This is a genomic window from Rhizobium sp. SG2393 (genome assembly GCF_042610495.1).
Taxonomy (GTDB): domain Bacteria; phylum Pseudomonadota; class Alphaproteobacteria; order Rhizobiales; family Rhizobiaceae; genus RU20A.
In genome coordinates, this window is record NZ_JBHGAP010000009.1 from 162,913 (window position 1) to 182,330 (window position 19,418).

General features: G+C 59.4%; 11 protein-coding genes and 1 tRNA gene. 5 read left to right on the plus strand and 7 right to left on the minus strand.

From position 1 onward, the window contains the following. Nucleotide 1: 1 nt before the first annotated feature. The 5 genes from obgE to rplU form a co-directional block, all read right to left on the minus strand. Nucleotides 2-1,018, minus strand: coding sequence for a GTPase ObgE (obgE, locus tag ACED18_RS17300; RefSeq protein ID WP_377294523.1), 1,017 nt, complete (start codon nucleotides 1,016-1,018; stop codon nucleotides 2-4). A 254-nt stretch (nucleotides 1,019-1,272) separates the two neighbouring features. Next, nucleotides 1,273-1,863, minus strand: coding sequence for a GNAT family N-acetyltransferase (locus ACED18_RS17305; RefSeq protein ID WP_377294525.1), 591 nt, complete (start codon nucleotides 1,861-1,863; stop codon nucleotides 1,273-1,275). Continuing rightward, nucleotides 1,860-2,492 (minus strand): GNAT family N-acetyltransferase, encoded by a 633-nt coding sequence (locus ACED18_RS17310; protein ID WP_377294527.1) that lies wholly within the window; start codon nucleotides 2,490-2,492, stop codon nucleotides 1,860-1,862. The genes ACED18_RS17305 and ACED18_RS17310 overlap by 4 nt, the downstream gene beginning before the upstream one ends. 141 nt (nucleotides 2,493-2,633) lie before the next feature. Continuing rightward, nucleotides 2,634-2,903, minus strand: a complete 270-nt coding sequence (rpmA, locus tag ACED18_RS17315) for a 50S ribosomal protein L27 (protein ID WP_377294529.1) — start codon at nucleotides 2,901-2,903, stop codon at nucleotides 2,634-2,636. Between the two features lie 27 nt (nucleotides 2,904-2,930). Continuing rightward, nucleotides 2,931-3,299 carry a 50S ribosomal protein L21 gene (gene rplU, locus ACED18_RS17320; protein ID WP_149739069.1) on the minus strand — a complete coding sequence of 123 codons (369 nt, stop codon included), beginning with the start codon at nucleotides 3,297-3,299 and terminating at the stop codon, nucleotides 2,931-2,933. Nucleotides 3,300-3,615: 316 nt separating this feature from the next. Between rplU and ACED18_RS17325 the strand changes: the two genes are divergently transcribed. From ACED18_RS17325 to ACED18_RS17340, 4 genes are all read left to right on the plus strand, one after another. Then, nucleotides 3,616-3,705: transfer RNA gene (locus ACED18_RS17325), tRNA-Ser, on the plus strand. Between the two features lie 91 nt (nucleotides 3,706-3,796). Then, nucleotides 3,797-5,695, plus strand: a complete 1,899-nt coding sequence (locus ACED18_RS17330; RefSeq protein ID WP_377294532.1) for a hypothetical protein — start codon at nucleotides 3,797-3,799, stop codon at nucleotides 5,693-5,695. Between the two features lie 179 nt (nucleotides 5,696-5,874). Continuing rightward, nucleotides 5,875-7,899 carry an ATP-dependent endonuclease gene (locus tag ACED18_RS17335; protein ID WP_377294534.1) on the plus strand — a complete coding sequence of 675 codons (2,025 nt, stop codon included), beginning with the start codon at nucleotides 5,875-5,877 and terminating at the stop codon, nucleotides 7,897-7,899. Then, entirely contained in the window at nucleotides 7,896-10,214 is a 2,319-nt protein-coding gene (locus ACED18_RS17340) for a hypothetical protein (protein ID WP_377294536.1), read from the plus strand. Before ACED18_RS17335 ends, ACED18_RS17340 begins: the two co-directional genes overlap by 4 nt. Nucleotides 10,215-11,127: 913 nt before the next feature. On the opposite strand, the gene ACED18_RS17345 is transcribed toward ACED18_RS17340, so the two are convergent. Continuing rightward, on the minus strand, nucleotides 11,128-17,760 hold the full coding sequence (locus ACED18_RS17345) for a hypothetical protein (protein ID WP_377294538.1): 6,633 nt from the start codon (nucleotides 17,758-17,760) through the stop codon (nucleotides 11,128-11,130). 150 nt (nucleotides 17,761-17,910) lie between these two features. On the opposite strand from ACED18_RS17345, the gene ACED18_RS17350 reads away from it, so the two are divergent. Further along, the gene (locus ACED18_RS17350) at nucleotides 17,911-18,537 is read left to right on the plus strand and encodes a hypothetical protein (protein ID WP_377294540.1); all 627 of its coding nucleotides are present in this window, start codon (nucleotides 17,911-17,913) and stop codon (nucleotides 18,535-18,537) included. Between the two features lie 583 nt (nucleotides 18,538-19,120). Here the strand turns inward: ACED18_RS17350 and ACED18_RS17355 are convergent. Beyond that, a partial coding sequence (locus ACED18_RS17355) for a hypothetical protein (RefSeq protein ID WP_377294542.1) occupies nucleotides 19,121-19,418 on the minus strand: 298 nt, incomplete at its 5' end.

The following is a 19,418-nucleotide window of genomic DNA, read 5'->3' on the forward strand; positions in this document are numbered from 1 at the left end:
GCTAGTCCGTCTCCCCCGCCTCTTGCGCATATGCGGAATCGATCACCGAACGCAGCGCCCGAAGCGCCTCCACCATGCCCGTGCCGACGACCGCGGAAATGGCGAGCGGCGTGCTGCCGCACGCCTTCGCCAGCGCCTTTGTCTTCTTCTTGAGCTCTTCGGGCGTCAACGTGTCGATCTGCGACAGCGCCACGATCTCCTGCTTCTCCATGAGATCGCCGCCATAGGCTTCCAGCTCGTGCTTCACCGTCTTGTAGGCCTTGGCGACATCCTCTTCCTGCGCCGAGACCAGATGCAGCAGCACGCGCGTGCGCTCAACATGGCCGAGGAACCGGTCGCCAAGCCCGACACCCTCATGGGCACCCTCGATCAGGCCCGGAATATCCGCGATGATGAATTCGCGCCCGTCGGAATTGGCAACCCCAAGGTTGGGATGCAGCGTCGTGAACGGATAATTGGCGATCTTCGGCCGCGCCCGCGTGCAGGTGGCGAGGAAGGTGGACTTGCCGGCATTCGGCAGACCGACGAGACCGGCATCGGCGATCAGCTTCAGCTGCAGCCACAGGGTCTTTTCCTCGCCCTCCAGACCCGGATTGGCCCAGGTCGGTGCCTGGTTGGTCGAGGTCTTGAAATGCGCATTGCCGAAGCCGCCATTGCCGCCGGCAGCCAGCCGGAAGCGCTGACCCTCGGCGATCATGTCGATGATCAGCGTCTCGCCGTCTTCCTCGAAGATCTGCGTGCCGACCGGCACCTTCAGCGTGACATCCGCGCCCTTGGCACCGGTGCGGTTGCGGCCCATGCCGTGAATGCCGGTGCCGGCCTTGAAATGCTGCTGGAAGCGGAAGTCGATCAACGTGTTGAGGCCATTGACGGCCTCGACCCAGACATCGCCGCCGCGCCCGCCATCGCCTCCGTCAGGACCGCCGAACTCGACGAATTTTTCCCGGCGGAACGATACGGCGCCCGCGCCGCCATCGCCCGAGCGGATATAGACCTTGGCTTCGTCGAGAAATTTCATCGTTCTGTCCAACGGGCGCGGAACGGCCCTTTTGTTTCGCCGCCATCGATATCGTCGCTTCGGCAGCAGGTCAAAGATAATGTGCGGCCGGACGGCCGGTGAACCGCCGCAAGGCCATGACGCCGGCGGCCTCTGACAAGGCCGCCGGCAGGATCGGATCGATCAGGGCCGGGTCAGGCGCGCCGCATCGACCGTCAGGGTGATGGCCATGACCATGCCGGCCCGCGCCGCGCTGTAGACCTCTTCGCAGCCCGTCACCTCGAAACCGAGCTTGCGGGCNGCGCCGCATCGACCGTCAGGGTGATGGCCATGACCATGCCGGCCCGCGCCGCGCTGTAGACCTCTTCGCAGCCCGTCACCTCGAAACCGAGCTTGCGGGCGAGCGCCAGCGAAGCCGGATTGTCGGCGAAGATGGCCGCCCCGACCTCAGCCCCCGGCATGCGCCGGAAGAAGCGGTCAAGGGCAGCATGAACGGCCGCACTCCCGATCCCCTTGCCCCAGAAGAAGCGGTTGACCCAGTAGCCGAGCTCCCAACGCCCCTCCCGCGGCTCGATCGAGACCGAACCGAGATGGGTATCGTCGCCGCAGGTGACGGCAAGCCGCCAGCCCGGCAGCAGGCCGGAGGTCACCGGCACCAGCCAGTCGAGCGCGTCCTGCCGGAAATAGGGTGCCGGCACCCGCGCCAGCATGGAGGACACGCGGCCATCGGCCAAGGACGCCGCGATCGCATCGGCATCCGCCAGCCGGTGAGCCCGCAAGGTAACGGAACCGGCGGCAATCACCGGCTCCGGCCCCAGCATGGTCAACGGCGGGCGGACAAGGGGCGAAACGACATGCGCGTTCATCGTCCCGCCCCCCAGCTTCTCAGCGACATCCAGGTCTTGCGGTCCAGCCTGTACCATTCGACGGCAATGGAGCCGCCGAGGGCCAGGCTCGGAACGAGACCGCTGCCCTGGAACTGGAACCCGCACTTCTGGATGACCCGCCGCGACGCGACGTTCATCACCCGGCAGCGCGCATCCATGTGGCTGATGTCGCGCGTGCGGAAGGCCATGTCGGTCAGGGCCTGCGCGGCTTCCGTGGCATAGCCCCTGTTCCAGTGCGGCTCGCCCAGCCAGTAGCCGAGCTCGACCGTGGTTCCCATCGCGTCACCCTCGATGCCGCAGCAGCCGAGGAAAGCGCCGTCATCCGCCTTGGTGATCGCGTAGACGCACTTGCCAATTGTGCCTGCAGTGGCGCGTCGGACAAAGTCCTGTGCGTCCGCCACCGTGTAGGGGTGCGGCATGCGCGAGACCATGGTGGCGATGTTGGCGTTGTTGGCAAGATGGGCAAGGGCGTCGATATCGTCTTCCAGGGGCGCTCTGAGAACGAGCCTGGGGGTCAGCAATATCGGGCAATCGGTCCTTGACCTCTGCGGCCTCAGCCGTTCTTCGGGAGACCGGGACGGGCCTTCCCTCAACATTTCGCTCTGCATGTTCAGGTCCTCCTTGGACAAGACGAAAAGGGGAGATGGGACTTGCCCCATCTCCCCTTCCGATTGTCTCGGGACCTGAGCGGTTGAGAAGCTGCTCCAGCCGGGTCGATGGGACGCCGGCTGTTTTAGAGCGCTACCGGCTTATTCCGCTGCTTCCGCCGTCGGCATGACGGACACGTAGACGCGACCGTTGGCTTTCGTACGGAAATTCACATTGCCGGCCGTGAGCGCAAAAATCGTGTGGTCCTTGCCGAGGCCGACATTGGCGCCCGGATGCCACTTCGTACCGCGCTGACGGACGATAATGTTGCCTGCAATGACGGTTTCGCCGCCGAACTTCTTCACGCCGAGGCGCTTGGACTCGGAATCGCGACCGTTGCGCGAGGAGCCGCCAGCTTTTTTGTGTGCCATGGGTTTTCTCCTTTACCTGTCCTGAACTTACTCGGCCGCTTCGACGGCTTCGGCCTTCTTGGAGGCCTTCTTCGTCTTGCCGCCGGCTGCCGCGATATCGACGATGCGGACAGTGGTCTGGTGCTGGCGATGGCCACGGATGCGCTTGGAGTTCTGGCGGCGACGCTTCTTGAAGGAGAGAACCTTCTTGGCGCGGCTCTGGCCGACAACTTCAGCAACAACGACGGCGCCTTCGACGAAGGGCGCGCCGATCGTGGCATCGGCACCTTCGCCGACAACCAGCACTTCGGTGAATTCGATCTTGTCGCCGGCTTCGCCCGCGAGCTTTTCGACAACGACGAGGTCGTTGGCCGAAACGCGGTACTGCTTACCGCCGGTCTTGATGACTGCGAACATTTTTTAACCTTTCATGTTCGATCCGGCTCTGTCTTCCAGGACTGGAAAACGGCCGTCTTTTTATCAGCCTTAAGTGAAAGCCGCCGGAGCGCTGAAGCGCCCGCCTGCGGCCGGTGAAAGGAAAGGCAGCCTCGACAGCCCCTCCAGCCTCCTGAAGACGCAATGATCCCAAGAGACCGGCAGGCGTTACGTGAGAGGCCGCCCCCTGTCAAGACAATCCCCGGAAAAATCGAAAAAATCCCGCACTCCGCCCCTTGCCAACCCATCCCCCACCCGCTATGACCCCTCCGCGCCGACAAGCGCCAACCAGCCCCGCGGAGAGGTGGCAGAGTGGTTGAATGCACCGCACTCGAAATGCGGCATGGGTGCAAGCCCATCGGGGGTTCGAATCCCCCCCTCTCCGCCATGGTTGTATCCACTCTCCGCCAGTTACCTGTAAAGCCCTGGATTTCCTCACAAAACTCCTGCTCGTCAGCGGCCCTTGAGGAGTGGAGATCATGCGGGTATCGCGTCCGGTACACCTTCCGGTACACGTCGGGGTATCGCCCGAGGCGTCGAATCAGACTGAACCTGCCACGCTGAAACGCGCCAGAGGGCCCGGCGCCTATCTTGCGAAATCAGGGACCGTTTACATCTTCCAGATTAAGCTGCCGAAGACGAGCGGCGGCACGCGTGCCATCCCGCCCTTGCGGCTCAGCCTCGGCGCCTGCTCTCACAGGCGCGCAAGGCTTCTGGCCGACCTTCTGGCGGCGAAGGCCAGACTGATGTTCGATAAGATGAGGCACGGCGAAGGCATGCAGGACGAGGACGACGACGAGGACAGCGCGCTGCGGGCGCTCGAAGCGGTCATGGAGATGAAGGGCGAGCTCAAGGCCTATCTCCGGATGATCGATCACTCGGACGCGCCGATCACCGTCGAGGAGATGCAGAAGACCGCGGGTATCCGCGACCTCGTCGGCCTCAATCGTGAACTGGAGCGTAAGGCCCGCGGCGAGCCCTTCAACGAATTGATCGTCGGTCATGCGGACATGCTGAGGCAGTCCGCGATCGCCAAACTGTCTGCGTCGTCGGTGCTCTCCGATCCAGCACCGCTGCCGGTTCCGAACGCAACGCCTGCAACAGGGGCACCTCCGGTATCGCGCGCCGATGCCCTTCATCGCGATTCGGCCGCTGAAGCATCTTCCCACGATGGGGATGCGCCTCGTGATGCCCAGGGCAAACTGATCCCTGCCTTCGAACTTGATCGGAGAACCGTTCGGCGGCCGAAGTCCGTGCAGCCAAAACTGAGCGACGTGATCCCCACCTACATCGCTGCACGCCGTCTTTCAGGCGGCGCCAATATCGCCCGAGACCTTGCCACGGCCCAGAGCCGCCTCGCGCTGTTCATCGAACTGATCGGAGACCATCGCGTCGACACCTATGTTCCCGCCGACCTGCAGGCCTTCGTCAACCACATGCAGTACTGGCCGGGGGACAACAATCAACGCGACCCGGACCTGACGCCCTGGCAGGTCATCGAGGACAACAGGGATCTTCACCTGAAACCCTTGGCCAGGAAAACGCTGGACGAAGGCTACCTCGCCGTCGTCAAGGCCGCGATCCGTTCAGCGATCACTGCAGGCGGCTTCAGCGACCCCTTCGCCGGCGCGAAGATCAAGATTCCGAAGACGGCAGCCAGCCCTCGCAAGGCAACCCCGATCGGGGCAACGAAGATGAACGGCCTGTTCCGGGCGGGCATCGAGTCCGGGCTGATGGAAGACATCATGCTGCCGCTGCTTGGCCATCTCACCTCCCGACGCCTCGGCCTGCTGATCCATCTGCGCGGCACGGACATCCGCGAGCAGTATCCGGATGTCTGGGTCGGGCAGGTAACGCGCCTTTCGAACGTCAACGGCACATGGACCACGATCCCGGTAAAGACGGATGACAGCGAACGATATTTCGTGCTCCACGATCTCCTGAAGCAGATCGGCTTCATCGACTGGGCGGTCCGCCAGGGATCGAACTTCCTGTTCCCGAACATCATGAACCTGAAGGACCCGAGCAAGAGCGGCTCGTCCTACATGCAGCGGCTGTTTGCGAAGGCGGGCATCAAGCCGAGGTCGGGTGAAGAGGGCAACGGGCGGCGCGAGGTCTTCCACTCTCTTCGCAGCGGCAACATCCAGGACATGCGCGAGTCCGGCGTCGATCCGCGCGAACGTCGTGTCCAGGCCGGACACAGCGCTGGCGTTGACGAGCATGACCTCTATGGGTTCGACGTCGCGACCGAGAAGGAGGCACGCAAGCTCAAAGCCCTGCCGCTCGATCCGGAGATTGACTACTCGATCTTCGAGAGATTGGATTTCGACGCGATCGCTAGGCGAAGACGTAAAGCCGGTCCGCCAGAGCGGAAATGATTTCCGATACTGGTGTTCGTGGCTCAGGTCTCGCTGTCTGGCGGCTTTGCGCCTCCATTCCGGCCGTTGGGTGACGTTTAACACTTCCTAAAAGCCGACGTTTATTTTTAGCGGCCGTTGTGAGTGCTCTTGCGTCCTTATCGAGCAAAATCGACAGTATGGCATTTGGGGAGGAATCAATGCAGCTTGAGCGCGCGCGTATTAAAAATTTCCGATCACTTAGGGATGTTGAAGTAGCTTTTGGCGCGCACACCGCATTTATCGGCGGTAACGGCGCCGGTAAATCGTCAATCCTAAAAGCGATTGAGAAGTTCTATTCGACGTCGAGAAATTGTGAGGCGGACGATTATTTCGGGCGAGATCAAGCGCAACCGATCGAGATTGAGTTGACCTTCCATCAGCTCAGTGATCAAGAGGCCGCTTCGTTCGAGGGCCGGGTTCGCGACGGCAAGCTGGTGATCACCCGCATTTTCGACGGAGGTACGTCGAGCGGTCGTTATCATGGTGTGGTTCCCCAGAACCCCGATTTCGTAGCGATCCGATCGCAGTCCGCCGCAAACCCCAAGCGTGCGGCGTACAGTGCCCTTCGCGACGAGAATCCCGTTTATGCGGGATTACCTAACGCCGGAAGCGCGGCTGCGGTCGACCAAGCACTGCTGGAATGGGAGGCAAATCATCCTGCTCAACTGGTGCTATTGCCAGACGATGGTCAGTTCTTCGGCTTCCAAAACAACAGCCGCGGAAAGCTCCAGCGTCACACGAGTTTTGTGTTCATTCCAGCCGTGCGTGATGCGTCGGCGGATGCTGCCGACGGCAAGGCTAGTGTAATTGGCAAACTTCTTGAACTCTTGGTGCGCAGCCAGATCTTGCAAAGGCCGGATGTTCAGGCCTTCAAGACGCAAATGACCGAGGCTTACCAAGCGCTGGTTTCAGCCGAGAATATGCCAGAACTAAATACTTTAGCGGCCACGCTGACCGCAGACCTACGTGGCCTTTACCAAGACGCCGAGGTCGCGCTGAGCTGGCGCGAGATTGGAGAAATGCCGGTCCCGTTGCCAATGGCGGACGTCCTCCTCAGGGATGACGGGTTCGGAGGGCCGGTGGATCGGCAAGGTCATGGTCTTCAGCGTGCCTTCATCTTTACTTTGCTCCAGCATCTGGCACGCACGGCGGTGCCGGAGGCCGACGACCCCGTTGTGGCTGACGGCGACGGAGCGCATGATGCCGCGGCGGTCGTGCCACAAGCACCGACGTTGATTCTCGCAATCGAAGAACCCGAACTCTATCAGCACCCTACAAAGCAGCGGCATTTCGCTGAGGTGCTACGCGGTCTGAGCAGTGGTACCCTCCCCGGAGTCCAGGGGCACACCCAGATCATTTTCGGGTCGCATTCGCCGATGTTCATTTCGATGGGTAAGGCAGACGAAATCCGCCTTACCCGGCGTTCGGTCTGTGCTGACAGCGCGTTCAAGCAATGTAGCTTGCAGGCGCTTGACCTTGATATCGTCGCACAGAAGCTTGAGCGTGGTTGGGATAAGCCTCCAGGCTCATACAGCGCACAGACTTTGATGCCGCGGCTCCACATTCTCGGCGCCGAATTGGCTGAAGGATTTTTCGCCAGTGGCGTCGTCCTGGTTGAGGGTCGTAGCGATAAGGCGGCGCTTACCGCGACGGCACGGATGCTAGGCGTGAATTTCGAGGCAGCCGGGATCGCGATCCTTTCGGCCGAAGGCAAAGCCAATCTCGATCGTCCCTATGTGATCTTTCGGGAGTTAGGCATACCGACTTTCCTGTTGTGGGATTGCGACCAGAATCTGCCCGAAGGCAAACGAACGCCGGCATTAGATCTTGCTCTGAGTAAGCTCGCGATGCCAGAGAATGTGTTCGATGCAGCTCCGATCGTTGATCTCGTCAGCGATTGCTATGCACATTTCGGTACGACGCTAGAACATCGCTTGAAGCAGGACCTTACACCGGAGGTACATGCGGCGTGCCTTGCCGCGGCCTGCGAGCCGTTCGGCGTCAACCCCAGCAATGACACACAGAAGATCCCCGAGGTCGTCTACAAGACACTACTGCGTGCAAAGGAGCAAGGTCGCGAGAGCGTGATGCTGAAGGATCTCATTCGTTCGATGTGGCGCTTTTTCCGCAACGAGGATTTGCCGGGCGAAGCACAACCGCAAGCGCCGGCAGCCGCCACATGAAAGTCGAGGACGGTTTCAATAAACGAGTACTGGCGCATGAGCGACGGGCCCACGGCCCATGGAGCGACCTTGCACTCCATACCATCGGGTGGCGAGCATTTCAGGACTTATGTTCGCAGGTCTGTGAAGTTGTCCTGAATCGTCCCGTCGAAATTTTTCGGGAGGCCCAAGATGGCGGCCAGGACGCAGTATTTTTTATTCCTTCAGGATCGGAAGCGCCGCCAATCGGCACAGTTCAATGCAAGCACACCTCGGAGGCGGGGAAAGCTCTGAAGACAGGTGATCTCTCTGGCGAGATCAGAAACGTCGAGGAATTGGTCAAGGCAGGTCAGGCCGATACCTACGCGTTAATGACCAACATGAGCGTGGACGCGCCTGTCGCTTCCGCGATGCGCGCGCGACTGCGTGCTCTTGGCGTGCGCAAGCCCCATATACTGGGGCGCCAATATATTGTACGCGTGATCAGAAGCAGTTCACGACTGCGCGCGCTTGTCCCACAGGTGTACGGCCTTGGCGATCTTACCTCGATCATCGATGAGCGGCTGAGCGAACAGAGTCGGGCGCTGCTCGATAGTTGGGTCCCAAAATTGCGTACCTATGTCCCAACCAAAGCTCATCGCGACGCCGTCAACGCAATTTCCGACTATGGCGTGGTGCTCCTCCTCGGCAATCCGTCGAGCGGCAAATCGGCGATTGGTGCCATCGTTTCTACTATAGCCTCGGAAAATCCGGATAACACCGTCCTCGCCCTTACGAGCCCGCGCGATTTTGAGGCGGGATGGAATCCTAACGACCCCGGCCGCTTCTTCTGGATCGACGACGCTTTCGGTTCAAACGTGCTGCGTGAGGACTACGTCCAAGATTGGGCTTCTGCTTTTTCAAAGCTCCGCGCGGCGATCAAACACGGCAACCGCTTCCTCCTGACTTCGCGCAAGCACATCTATGAGGGGGCTCGGCGGCGGCTCGGTCAGCGCAACCTCGCTCAGTTTGCTGACGGTAGTGCCGTCGTCGACGTGGGCGACCTGACATTCGAGGAGAAAGCGCAGATCTTATATAATCATGTTAACTTCGGCCATCAAAGCCAGAGTTGGCGATCAACCGTGAAGCTCCACCTCCCGGCCGTCGCCGCCGCTAAAAATTTTCTTCCCGGTATTGCCGAGCGACTTGGAGATCCGAATTTCACCAAGGGGCTAGCGCCGCGTGAGAGTTCGCTTGTCCGATTCATGGAGGAGCCCACCGAACACCTCATCGATACGATCAATGCACTGGACGATCGACTGCAAGCGGCGCTCATCCTCGTTTATGTGCATCAGGCTGGCTTCGATCCGGGCGATCAAGATTCACTCGCGGCACAGGCTGTCGCTGAACTCACCGGCTATCCAATCTCAAAGATCCAGGATTCCTTTTCCGAGCTCAAAGGATCGTTCCTAAAGCTTTCTGGCCCCAGATGGACCTTCGCACATCCGACGATCTCTGACGCGTTGACGGAGATCATGCGGCAGAAGCCACATATGATGGCGGCGCTGGTTCGCGGTGCGCCGGTCGATACCATTCTCGGTAGTTTTACCTGCGAGGGATCAACGCTCATTCAAGACGCGCTTGTTATAAATGCCGTGCTCGACGATGCTTTGGTCGCTCGCCTCGGTCGAACGCCGGACGAGCGGCACCTCAACTGGCTTTTGTTCCATTTCCTGTCCTACCGCGCAAGCGATGTCGTTTTCGCAAAGGTTGTCCAACAGTTTCCGGATTTACTTCGGCGATATTGCTGGCGGACGGAGCTCGTTGGCAATGACCCCCAGCTTGCCGCCTACGGCCGGGCATATCGTCTCGGGCTATTACCCGACGATCTGCGGCTGGAAGCGGCGGACAGACTTGAAGCGGCTGTGCATTCGTCGCTGGACGTTTCATTCTTTGAAGAACGGGATATGCTTGCTCTGTTATTACCACTGCGCCTGATTGGCGTAGGCATGGCGTTACGCACGACGGTCCTGCCATCGCTCGAGGAGCGCATCGACGAAATTACGGCAGATGCCGACCTTGACGAAGAGCCCGACAGCCACTTCAAGAAGCTCCTTGATGTTCTGAATCGTGTGGAGGCACTCGGCGTCGATTCAGAGGCTGCGACGTTGATCAAAAATGCTCGGGACCAGGTCAAGAGATCGGTTGACGAAATCGAAGAGCGTAAGCGGGAGCATGACGAAGAGACGGAAAGCGAAACGGATTGGACCCATATCGTGACTCAGAAGAAGGAGGACGCTACCGCTTCCGCTGTGCCTCAAATAACCCGCTCTGTGTTCGATGACGTAGACAAATAGAGCAGAGCGGTTCGGCGAGTGGGCAGGCAGGCTTGATGATTGGATGGCCTGACATTGGACGCTCAATCAGCTGGGCCGGCCGGTGAATGGCGGATATTTGCGCAAGTGCAGCGGAGACCGGCCAGTCCGCAAGCGGCCCCCTTGTGGAAATCATTTCCGCTTTGCGCCTTCATTTCAGTCATATAAGCGATCTTTGCCTCCGCCCGAAAGCAGACATTGGGGTGACCACGTGGAAGTAGTAGTTGCCCCAAAACATCGTTTCGGCGTTCATTCCTGGCATGATCGGCTCAAACAGTATTGAGGCGAGACCCACCCACATCGCTACCTTGGATAAGGGGCTGTCGCGCCACCCTTGGTTACTCGCCCGACCCGTAACGTTCCCGCTCCAGAGCCACCGGGCCACGGGGGAAACAGGGTTCATTCCGTCCGCCTGCGGCCGCCTTCAGACTCGCGAATTCGTTCGAGCGTTTTCAGAACGGGCGCATCAGTAACATTTGTCGGAATGAAGGGTGGGTCATCTGGGTCGAGTGCCATCATGTCCGGGTCGTTGGGGCCTTTTTCCCATCCCTGCCTCACGGCTAAGTCGTACTTGCCAATGCCGAGGTCCAGCTCAACGGACGGCGTAGCCGTGAGCGTTGGCAAATTGCGCCGGAGCCAGCAGGAACCGACCATGCCGCTCCAGTTCCGCCAGAAATCTTTCGAGGGTTTCTGACGACGTTCGCCTGAAACCAGACGATCCCGTCCGACGAGGCAGGTCGCGGCGTCGCGCTCTGCGGTGGCAAGCTCAAATCAGCCGACCCTTTCTTTTACGCAAGGGATTGTCACCGGATGGCCGAGACGCGCCTCCCGCGGCGCGGATCTTGCGCATCTCGGTGAACGTAGAGTAGAGCCTGGCCGGTGAAACGGGGTGCCGTCACCTGCCTTTCTTTGATCTTGCCTTCGGCGCTGGTTCTGCATCGCTCGCCAATTCTCTTATGGTTCGAAACCGTTTGGCGAAATTGTGCACGTCGTACTGACCGAGTTTCGACACGGCGTCTGCCTGCGTCGGTGTCGCCTCGATTACGCGAGCGTTAAGTTTCTTGTCTAAAACCGCAATAGCGAATGAGTGGGTGAATTTTCCTTCTTCGCCCGCTTCGTCGCCGTATCGCTTCTTCTCCTGATAGCGTTGGAGTTTGACCAGAACGATAAGGTCACGATCAAGGTCGGTCAGAAGCTTCGATAGGAAGGCGCTGTCGCAATAGAGCGCATGTCCAGTATGCCGTTCTTCGCTTTCGCCATCGCCTTGCCAGCCGCCCCACGCGTTGTATTGAAACCCTTTCGAACCGTTCTTCTGTTGCCAAGCATGCGACCAAGGCTCGGTCGCAGCGAGTTGGAAGCGCGCGATGACGGATGTCGCGGGCCGATAGATGGAAAGCGCCGCTGGAGAACCAAACGGATCGCGTTCATCCAGATTCTCCGACGGCTGCAGATGCGTAATCCACGGCTCACAAGGTTGCATCTCATCGCGACGGAAACGCGGGTCTTCCTCGTCATGCGGCTCATGAAAGGGCAGCCACATATGAAACCTGGGTGACGTTGCAACGGCGAGCGCCGTCAATTCCGCTTGCCTAGGATCGACTAGGCTGGACATGACACTGCAATCCACGCCATCTGGCGACTTCCACCATGCTTGAACGGCAATGCCCACCGGCAACTGTAGCCCTATGCCGGCAAGCGACAGCAGGAACGTCTTGTCGCCAATTGGCAGATCTCGTTCCGCTTCATCGCCGACGCCCGTTCTTAGATCATTCAACGCAACCAGGGGATAGCGCCCGGTGCCATCGGATATCCAGTAACCGTCCTTGCGCGTGGTGCGGTACTCTGACAGCCAATCCTGCCAGGGATCGTTATAATAGCTCTCTTCCGTAACGGGACGCTCCAGGAGCAGGCGCCCTCCAACGAGCGCCAGCGAATGCCAGGCAAGATACGTGCCGTGCGATTGGTACGCTTCCTCCGTTGGCCGATAGTAGCCGCGCTGACTGTACGGGCGGTGCCTGCCGGAAAAGTCGTTCATCGACTTAACGCCCGGTGCCCATGTCCTAATCCATTCTCGGCTGAGGTCATTGATGCGCCACTTTGGAAGCCCAAACACCCTCGCTAAATTGTCGATTTTGTACTTTTCAAAGTCGTAGTCGAAAAAGAAATGGGGCTCGGGCTCCGGAACATCCTTAGGTCGCTCCCAAGGAAAATCCCGGACGGTGTTGTTGCGGGTCTTGGCAATGGGAAACGATGACACGTTCACCTTGCTGATCCGAGCATGAAGCCTCTGCGCGCTCGCACCACGCTTACCCGCGAGACAATGCCGCAAGGCGTCGCATGCTGCTTCGCGAAGTCCGACATGGGGAAAGGCGTCGTCAAAAGCGATAGCCTCCAGATTGGATTGGAAACGCGCAATCTCTGCCGGAAAATCCAATGCGACGCGCGCCACTGCCAGCAAGAACCATAACTGCGCGTTCTGCTTGAAGAACGGAAGCGACCGATCCTGAAACGCCCCGCCATCAGCAGCGCCAAGCAGCGTGAACATCCTGGTGATGACATCCCAATGCCCTCGCCTGGCCATCGAGCGCACCGCGTGTGCCGCACGCCACCTTTCTCTGGCGACCGGCGATCCGAGGCCGAACCACACTAATCCCGCGGCTATTTCGTCCGCGTCCGTTCCGGGGTTCAGTTCCTCGCGCCAAGGTCCGTCGCCCACGGCGTCCGCCAATCTCGCCGCGCCGCTATCGAGCAGACGCGCAAGTGCGGCACTTGGCGCGGCAGCATCGGCCCGTTTTGAAAGGATCGTCGCGGTGCTTAGCCACGTCATCGCCGCCGCGTCGAGTTCTCTGGTCGTCGCCGCTTCAACCAGTGCGATGGCGAGTTCGTCGGTAGGTGTCCCCGTCACCTCCGACAGTTTGTAGATGTCGGGTGCGAAACCCCATTTCTTGCCAAGCAGGTCTTCGGCATGTTCGCGGACGAGCCGAACGCCAAAACCGGAAAGAGAGGCCAGTTGGGTCGGCGAGTCCTTTGTCCACTCGTCCTTGATGGCCTGTAAGAGGTCATTCTTGTCGGACAGCTCCAAATTCCGAGCCGCAACGATGGCTTCCAGATGCTTTTCGCGATCCGCATAGGCAACGCGATCACGTAGCGACTTGTAGATTTGGCGCTTGTTGAGATGCCAACCGGAGAGATCATCCAGCTTTTCCACGAAGCTCTCAAACGATCCGGCATCCGTTGGGTCGGCCTCGGTCAACGCTTTTCTCAGCATGGCTTGACGGTTCGCCTCTTCCTTCTTGCGAACATTCTCCTGACTGGTGTGACTCGGCAAGGACGAGCGATTTTCGGTTTCGATTTTCCTCGGCAATGTGCCGCGCTGCTCGAACGATGCGAGGCGTGCAGCAAAACTTGCGGCAACTTTTGGATCGGAGTCGAAGGCCCTGCGAAGCTCGTAAAGACGGTGACTGGATGAGCGGCCGGGCAACGAGTGCTCGTATTGATCGAGCACTTCGTGCAACATCGCGTCGGTAGCGTCCCGCCTTAGCAAGGCGCGGACCAGATCGTGCCAATCCCAATGCCATATAGGCTGCGGATCAACCAGCCAAAGAAGTGACACCGCCATAGACGGGCTCAAGGTGCCGTCGCTCACCAAATGTGTAAGCGCAGACGGCAAGGTCAGGCTTAGATCGACTTTATCGCGGTCATGCCAGCGTGCGATCTGTGCGAGGTAGGCAGCACCTGATGTCCTCGAAAAAGCTCGCGCCGTCAGTGGCCAATGCCACTTATGCGAGTCGTAGACATTGATCTCGCAAATCTTGGCCAAGCGAAGCGCCAACGACGGCGGCAAGCCTCCGTTTCGGAGCGTGGCTGCAAACTCCAAGAGCGCGTAGGTGAACTCATAGTCTCCCGAGCCTATGGCGTCGAGTTCCTTCAATCCGCGCTTGAAGATCATCGATGCTTCAGTGCGGTTGGCGCGCAACAGCGCGCGTGACAGCCGTGCGAATAGCTGGCTGCGATGTTGGACTTCATCTTCGCGTTCAATCAACCGGACGGCCAACACGGCCAATTTCCCGGCTTGGCTGTGACAGTCACGGCGCATCGCGAGTCGTTTGACGAAATCGATTACAGTGTCGGGCGCCAGGATTTCGCATGCCTCCAAGCAATCGGCCAATTGCGGGGCGAAGACGGGTATGAGTAGGTCGAGCGCCGCGAAAAGCTCAACCGCGCATCCCTTGTAGAGCGCATTTGTAAACTGCACCTGTTCACGTGGGACATACGAGCCGCGTTCGCTGCTCTTCGTCTGTTGCGTTCTCCATGCCTCGAAAAATGCGGAGGTTGCGGCCCTCTGATCGGCAGATTTCACCGCAGCGATCATGGTCGTAAGTTGTCTTACCAATGCAAGCAGAGGCACGACACCACGCGAAATCCTGTCCGACACATGGTATCGCTCCGATGATGACAGCGTACTTTTCTTCCTTCGTTCCTCAATTTCGGCGGTCGTCTCTTGCTTGGTCTTCTGCAGTTCCTTGAGGCGTGTATTCAGCAGTTCCTGCTGCGCCTTATCCGTCGAAGGCCGTGGAGCGTCCTCGACCAATGCCCAAAGTTCCTGGGGCAAACAGTCGAAGAAGTCAGCCGTTCGCGACTCGGCCACGCAGCGTGCGGCAAGGCCCAGCGCGAACGGAACCAGTTGCTCGACATGCCATGCTTCACGCAGCAACCAGATGCGATAGCGTTCGGTCGCCGCGACCAGCAAGGTTCGATCCAACTCCTTTGCCATGCGAAGATTCGCCATGCGGACGGCGCACCGCATCAACGCTTTGCGATACGTGTCTTCGTGTCGGCTGCCTATGAACTCCTCAGGGGATCCCTTCGTGGTTTTCAGTTTTGCCGCGACCTTCTTCAACAAGGCCCGTGCTTGAGTGCGGGAAACAAAGTTGGGAAAGGCCGAGAACGATGCGACGATCAATGCCGGAGGAGCCTGCGCCAGCGAGACAGCTTTGACTAGCGTTTTCGCAAGCTCAGGTAGATTGCCGAATGCTTCCGTCGCCGCGCAATACTCAAACAGCCGGCTTGCGATCAAGAACCCGTAGAACGGTTTCCAGTCGGCAATGTATCTGGCAAGATTCTGCACACCGCCCTTGGCGAAGAGATAGAATCCAATCGAGGCGTAGTCGCTGTATTCGGGACCACCTCCCCTGCGCGTCTCCTCATCTTGGTCGCGGTGCCATCGGTGCCAGTCATCCGCTCTGACGGCGTGCCCGTATGCCTCGGCTGTATCGCCATCGGCGATGTAGGCCGTTGCAAGTCGAGCGTGGCGTGCACCGGGCCAGCCGGTGCGCGCCTCAAAAAGGCGTCGCAACGCTTCGGGATCGCCTAGACCGACCACAAGGTCGGGCTGTTCGAGCAAATAGTCTTCGCCGCGCTCATCGACGATTACGAGCGAAGCCAACTCAACCAACAGATCGACGGTGGCGCTGAAGTCCGTGTCCTTAGCGGCCGCTCCCACCGCGGTTCGCAGCCTATTGAGCCGAATAGTCCGTTTTGCGAGATCGCTGTCGAGTTCAGGCGGAAATCGCGTATCGAACGCCAGAGCACGCAGTAGCTCGGTTCTTCCCATCGCGAAGAGCAGCCCTGGAAGCGATCGGGCGGCATAGACCGAAAACGCCTGTGCGTTGGTCAAGCGCGCTACGACGCCATCCAGCAGCGAGAGTTGTTGGCCATAAGACTGGCGCACCAGTGTTTCGGTAGGCTCGTCGCGGAAGATGAGCCCGTGCCTTGTACGTTCCAGGAGCGGTGAGAGGTCCGCAGCAAAACTCTCAACTTCGGAAACCGTAATTCCGAATGCGGCGGCTATTTCGTCGATAGGGACGGGCGGAGGAAGGACCGACAGGGCGCAAAGAAACGCCGACACTTCTTGGCGCGTACTGCCTTTATCATCCGCCAATCGTATCGCTTTCTCAATCCGCTGGCGGATGAGGTCGTTCAGGTCGATATCGGTGGCGATGGTATCAACGTCCGCGAGGGATCGATCCGGCTCGATTAGGTTAGCCATCACTCGGGGATTGCCGTTTGATCGACGGTGGATAGCTTCGTTCTGGGAGATCGTGGCTTCAGGGCGCCGCTCCGTGATAAAGGATTGGCTTTCGCGAACAGAGAATGCGCTGAGTGCGAATTCCTTGCATTGGCTCCTGCCGATCGCCAGCTCACGACGCTCGGAGCGCGCTGTCGCGATACACACGAGACCCTCGATGGAAGGTGAAAGGTGCGACAGGCTCTCAAGCAGCATCTGGGGGAACGAAGCCTGTCCCCGGTCGCGTGCCTCCATGGCCGCATTGTCGGCGGCGTCGATGACGACAACCAAACGCGCAGCAGGGCGGACGCGGCGCAATGCCTCTATTGCCTGTGAGAACCGCTGGATACTCCGTCGCACCACTTCTGTTGGATCGGTGGCACCGGGAAGGATCGGATCACACAGACCACGACACGCGAGTTCATTGACGATGTGCATTAGTCCCTGCTCGGGGCGATGCCGGACATCAAGTGGGGAACGATAGGCACCACCGCCAAAACAATCGAATATGACCACTTCGTCGGTCTCGGCCAGGCGAGTTGCGGCGCTCTGCAGGAAGACGGTCTTGCCGACGCCACCGGCCGCATGAACGATCCACAGGTTTGAGCTGGCCAGCCCATCGAGGAATGGGCGCAGTTGTTCGCGTTCGACGACCGGGCCCGGCTCGGCAAACGCTTGCGGCGTGGGCAGCAGATCGCTCTCGTGAGCGATTCCAAGCTCGGCCAGCACGTCGATGTGTAGGATGATGTTGTTTTGCTGGCCCGCATGACCGGCCTTGTTGCGGACCAGTTGCCGAAGCTCGCCTAGCCTTGCACGCGCAACGGCGTCACTGGACGCCGACCAATCGGCGATGATCCGTGCATTGCCTTTTTCGACGGTATGAAGGTCGCCGCTTTGGCCAAGGAACGACAGCTTCGAAGCGAATGCCTTGCATTGTTCGGCAGCCAGCGGAATCGCGGCTAGGATTTGGTCGTACTGAGTCCGAACTTTTGTCTTCGATGGTACGGTCCCTTGCGCCAAGAAGGCGATTGCTTCGACCAATTCAGAGCCGATCGGACGGTTGGTGTAGATGGCGTATGAAACCTTCTTTGCTATGTCGGCCTGATTGGGTTGGGACAGAAATGCCGCTTCCGATGCCGCGAATTTCCTGAGGGTATTCGCTGCATCGGATGCAAGAAACTTGGCGGCGGCTCTCGCGATCGAGTATTTGAACTGCGCTATTTCTATACGCGTAGCATCCCGAAAGTTAGGCGCAGGACCGTAGTAAAAGGTGGCATCTGCTATCTCTATGGTGGCCTGGCTTGCCCCTTTCTGGTCCTCGACGGACAACCCTTCCACGGCGATCCCGCAAAGTTCGTCGCGGGGCAGCAGAAGCGCCATCGCGCGCCTCGCCAGCCAAGCTTCGTGGTATTGGTGCCCATCTCGCGAGGCGCGTACTTTGTCGATAGCGCTATCTGCCATAGGTCTCCTTGTCTGTCGTCTTTCCGACACTAAGGGCGAGGGCCGATCCGACATCAGAAAACGTATGGGGTCAATCAGGTAACGGTTAAAGTTGTGCATGGCTCGCGGTGCAAGCCATTGGATGCCCGCAATGGGATCGGGGAACTGATAGTGGCGAGGAATAGTAATGACGAACTGTTGCCCGCGCACGCTTTGGCTGAGCGCATGCGAACTCTGGTTGTCGGTACGCGAGACGACAGCTTTGAGAAAGTATTGGCAACCATTAATTCAGAGGACAGTCGGTGGATTCGCGATGTGGATACTTTCCCGGTCCAGCCATATCGAATAGGGCCGCAATTAGCCGAAATGCTGGGCGAACTCGAGACCATACTGCCCGAAGCTGGATACGAGTACAGGGCTGACGAAGACTTAGTCCGCAGGTTCGAAGCGGGCGAACCGTGGTTGCTTGGGACCGACCTTCGGGTGTTTACTACTCGCAAAATCCTCCGTGGCTATCTGATCCCTGTACAAGAGGTGCCCACCCGCGTCCGAATATCGCTACGAGTCTTTGCATTCCTAACAATCGACGGGGACAAAGATTTGCTTGATCGCGACAGCGATCAGTTCGGCATCCACTACCACTACGTCCTCGCTAGGAAGCAGCGGACAACAACGATGATCTGCTGGGATACGAAATGGGAGTCTGTCGACCGGACCGGTCTCAAAGGACTTAAGCTGCGTCCAATTGTTCACGAACTGCATGGAGAGGGAAAATATACAAAAGCGGCTCGACTTTAGGGATGGGGTGACAAGAAGCGGATGTCGGTCCGCGAAGTCTGTTTGTCAGACCTGCGGCAGTGGGACATCTAGGCGTTTCGTTGCGCGTCAAATAACGCCGATGCTGTCTGGCCGATCGGCTCAACTGTAACCCCAGGGCTGGAGCGGGCGGTATCAAAGAAGAAAACGAAGTGACAGTATCTTGCGAGGCATACGGTCCGATGCGGTGGTGCGGACGAACGTCTGCTTTCGAGCAACAACAATCGACCAGCTAACGTCCGAGGTGGGCAGAGCCCGCACGTCAGCTTTCTCAGTCTCTCGGACAGAACCGGACGGTCAGCAGACGGCCCCAAAGCAGCCGCATCCAGCGCGCTTCTTTCTTGAAATCCCATAAGCTCTGACGTCGCCATCACTCTGTTCGTCGGTGCGCAAGTGTTCAAAATTCCGATTCCTCGGCAAACGGCGTTTTACGAAGTAATGGGGGGAGAACACTGCACGTAGCAGGAAAAGCAAACGGCGTTTGCACCCATGCAGGCCGTAACGGCGCGCAGAACGGTGTGACGTCTCGGGCACGGAAGCGCAGGGACGCCTGACCTGGCGAGGTTCAGTCATCAGCCTCGGATCCATCCGGCGGCCCATCCGGAAAGAGCAGATGCAGCTTTCGCCGGAACGGGGGCTCGCCAGTCCTGTATTTGGCGATGAGGTCATCCAGGACCTCCTCGCACAGCCGCTCATCAAAACCCTGCTCGACCAGCATGCCCACGGTGCGGTCCCTGTACTTGTCGAGCATGCCCGGCTTCTCGTTGCTCGCGGCCACGCGGATCGTCCAGAAGAGAACAGTTCGCGCGACGTCGTCCCGGTCAGGTCGCTTCGCCGCCGTGTTCCGACGCCGTGCCTCCTGC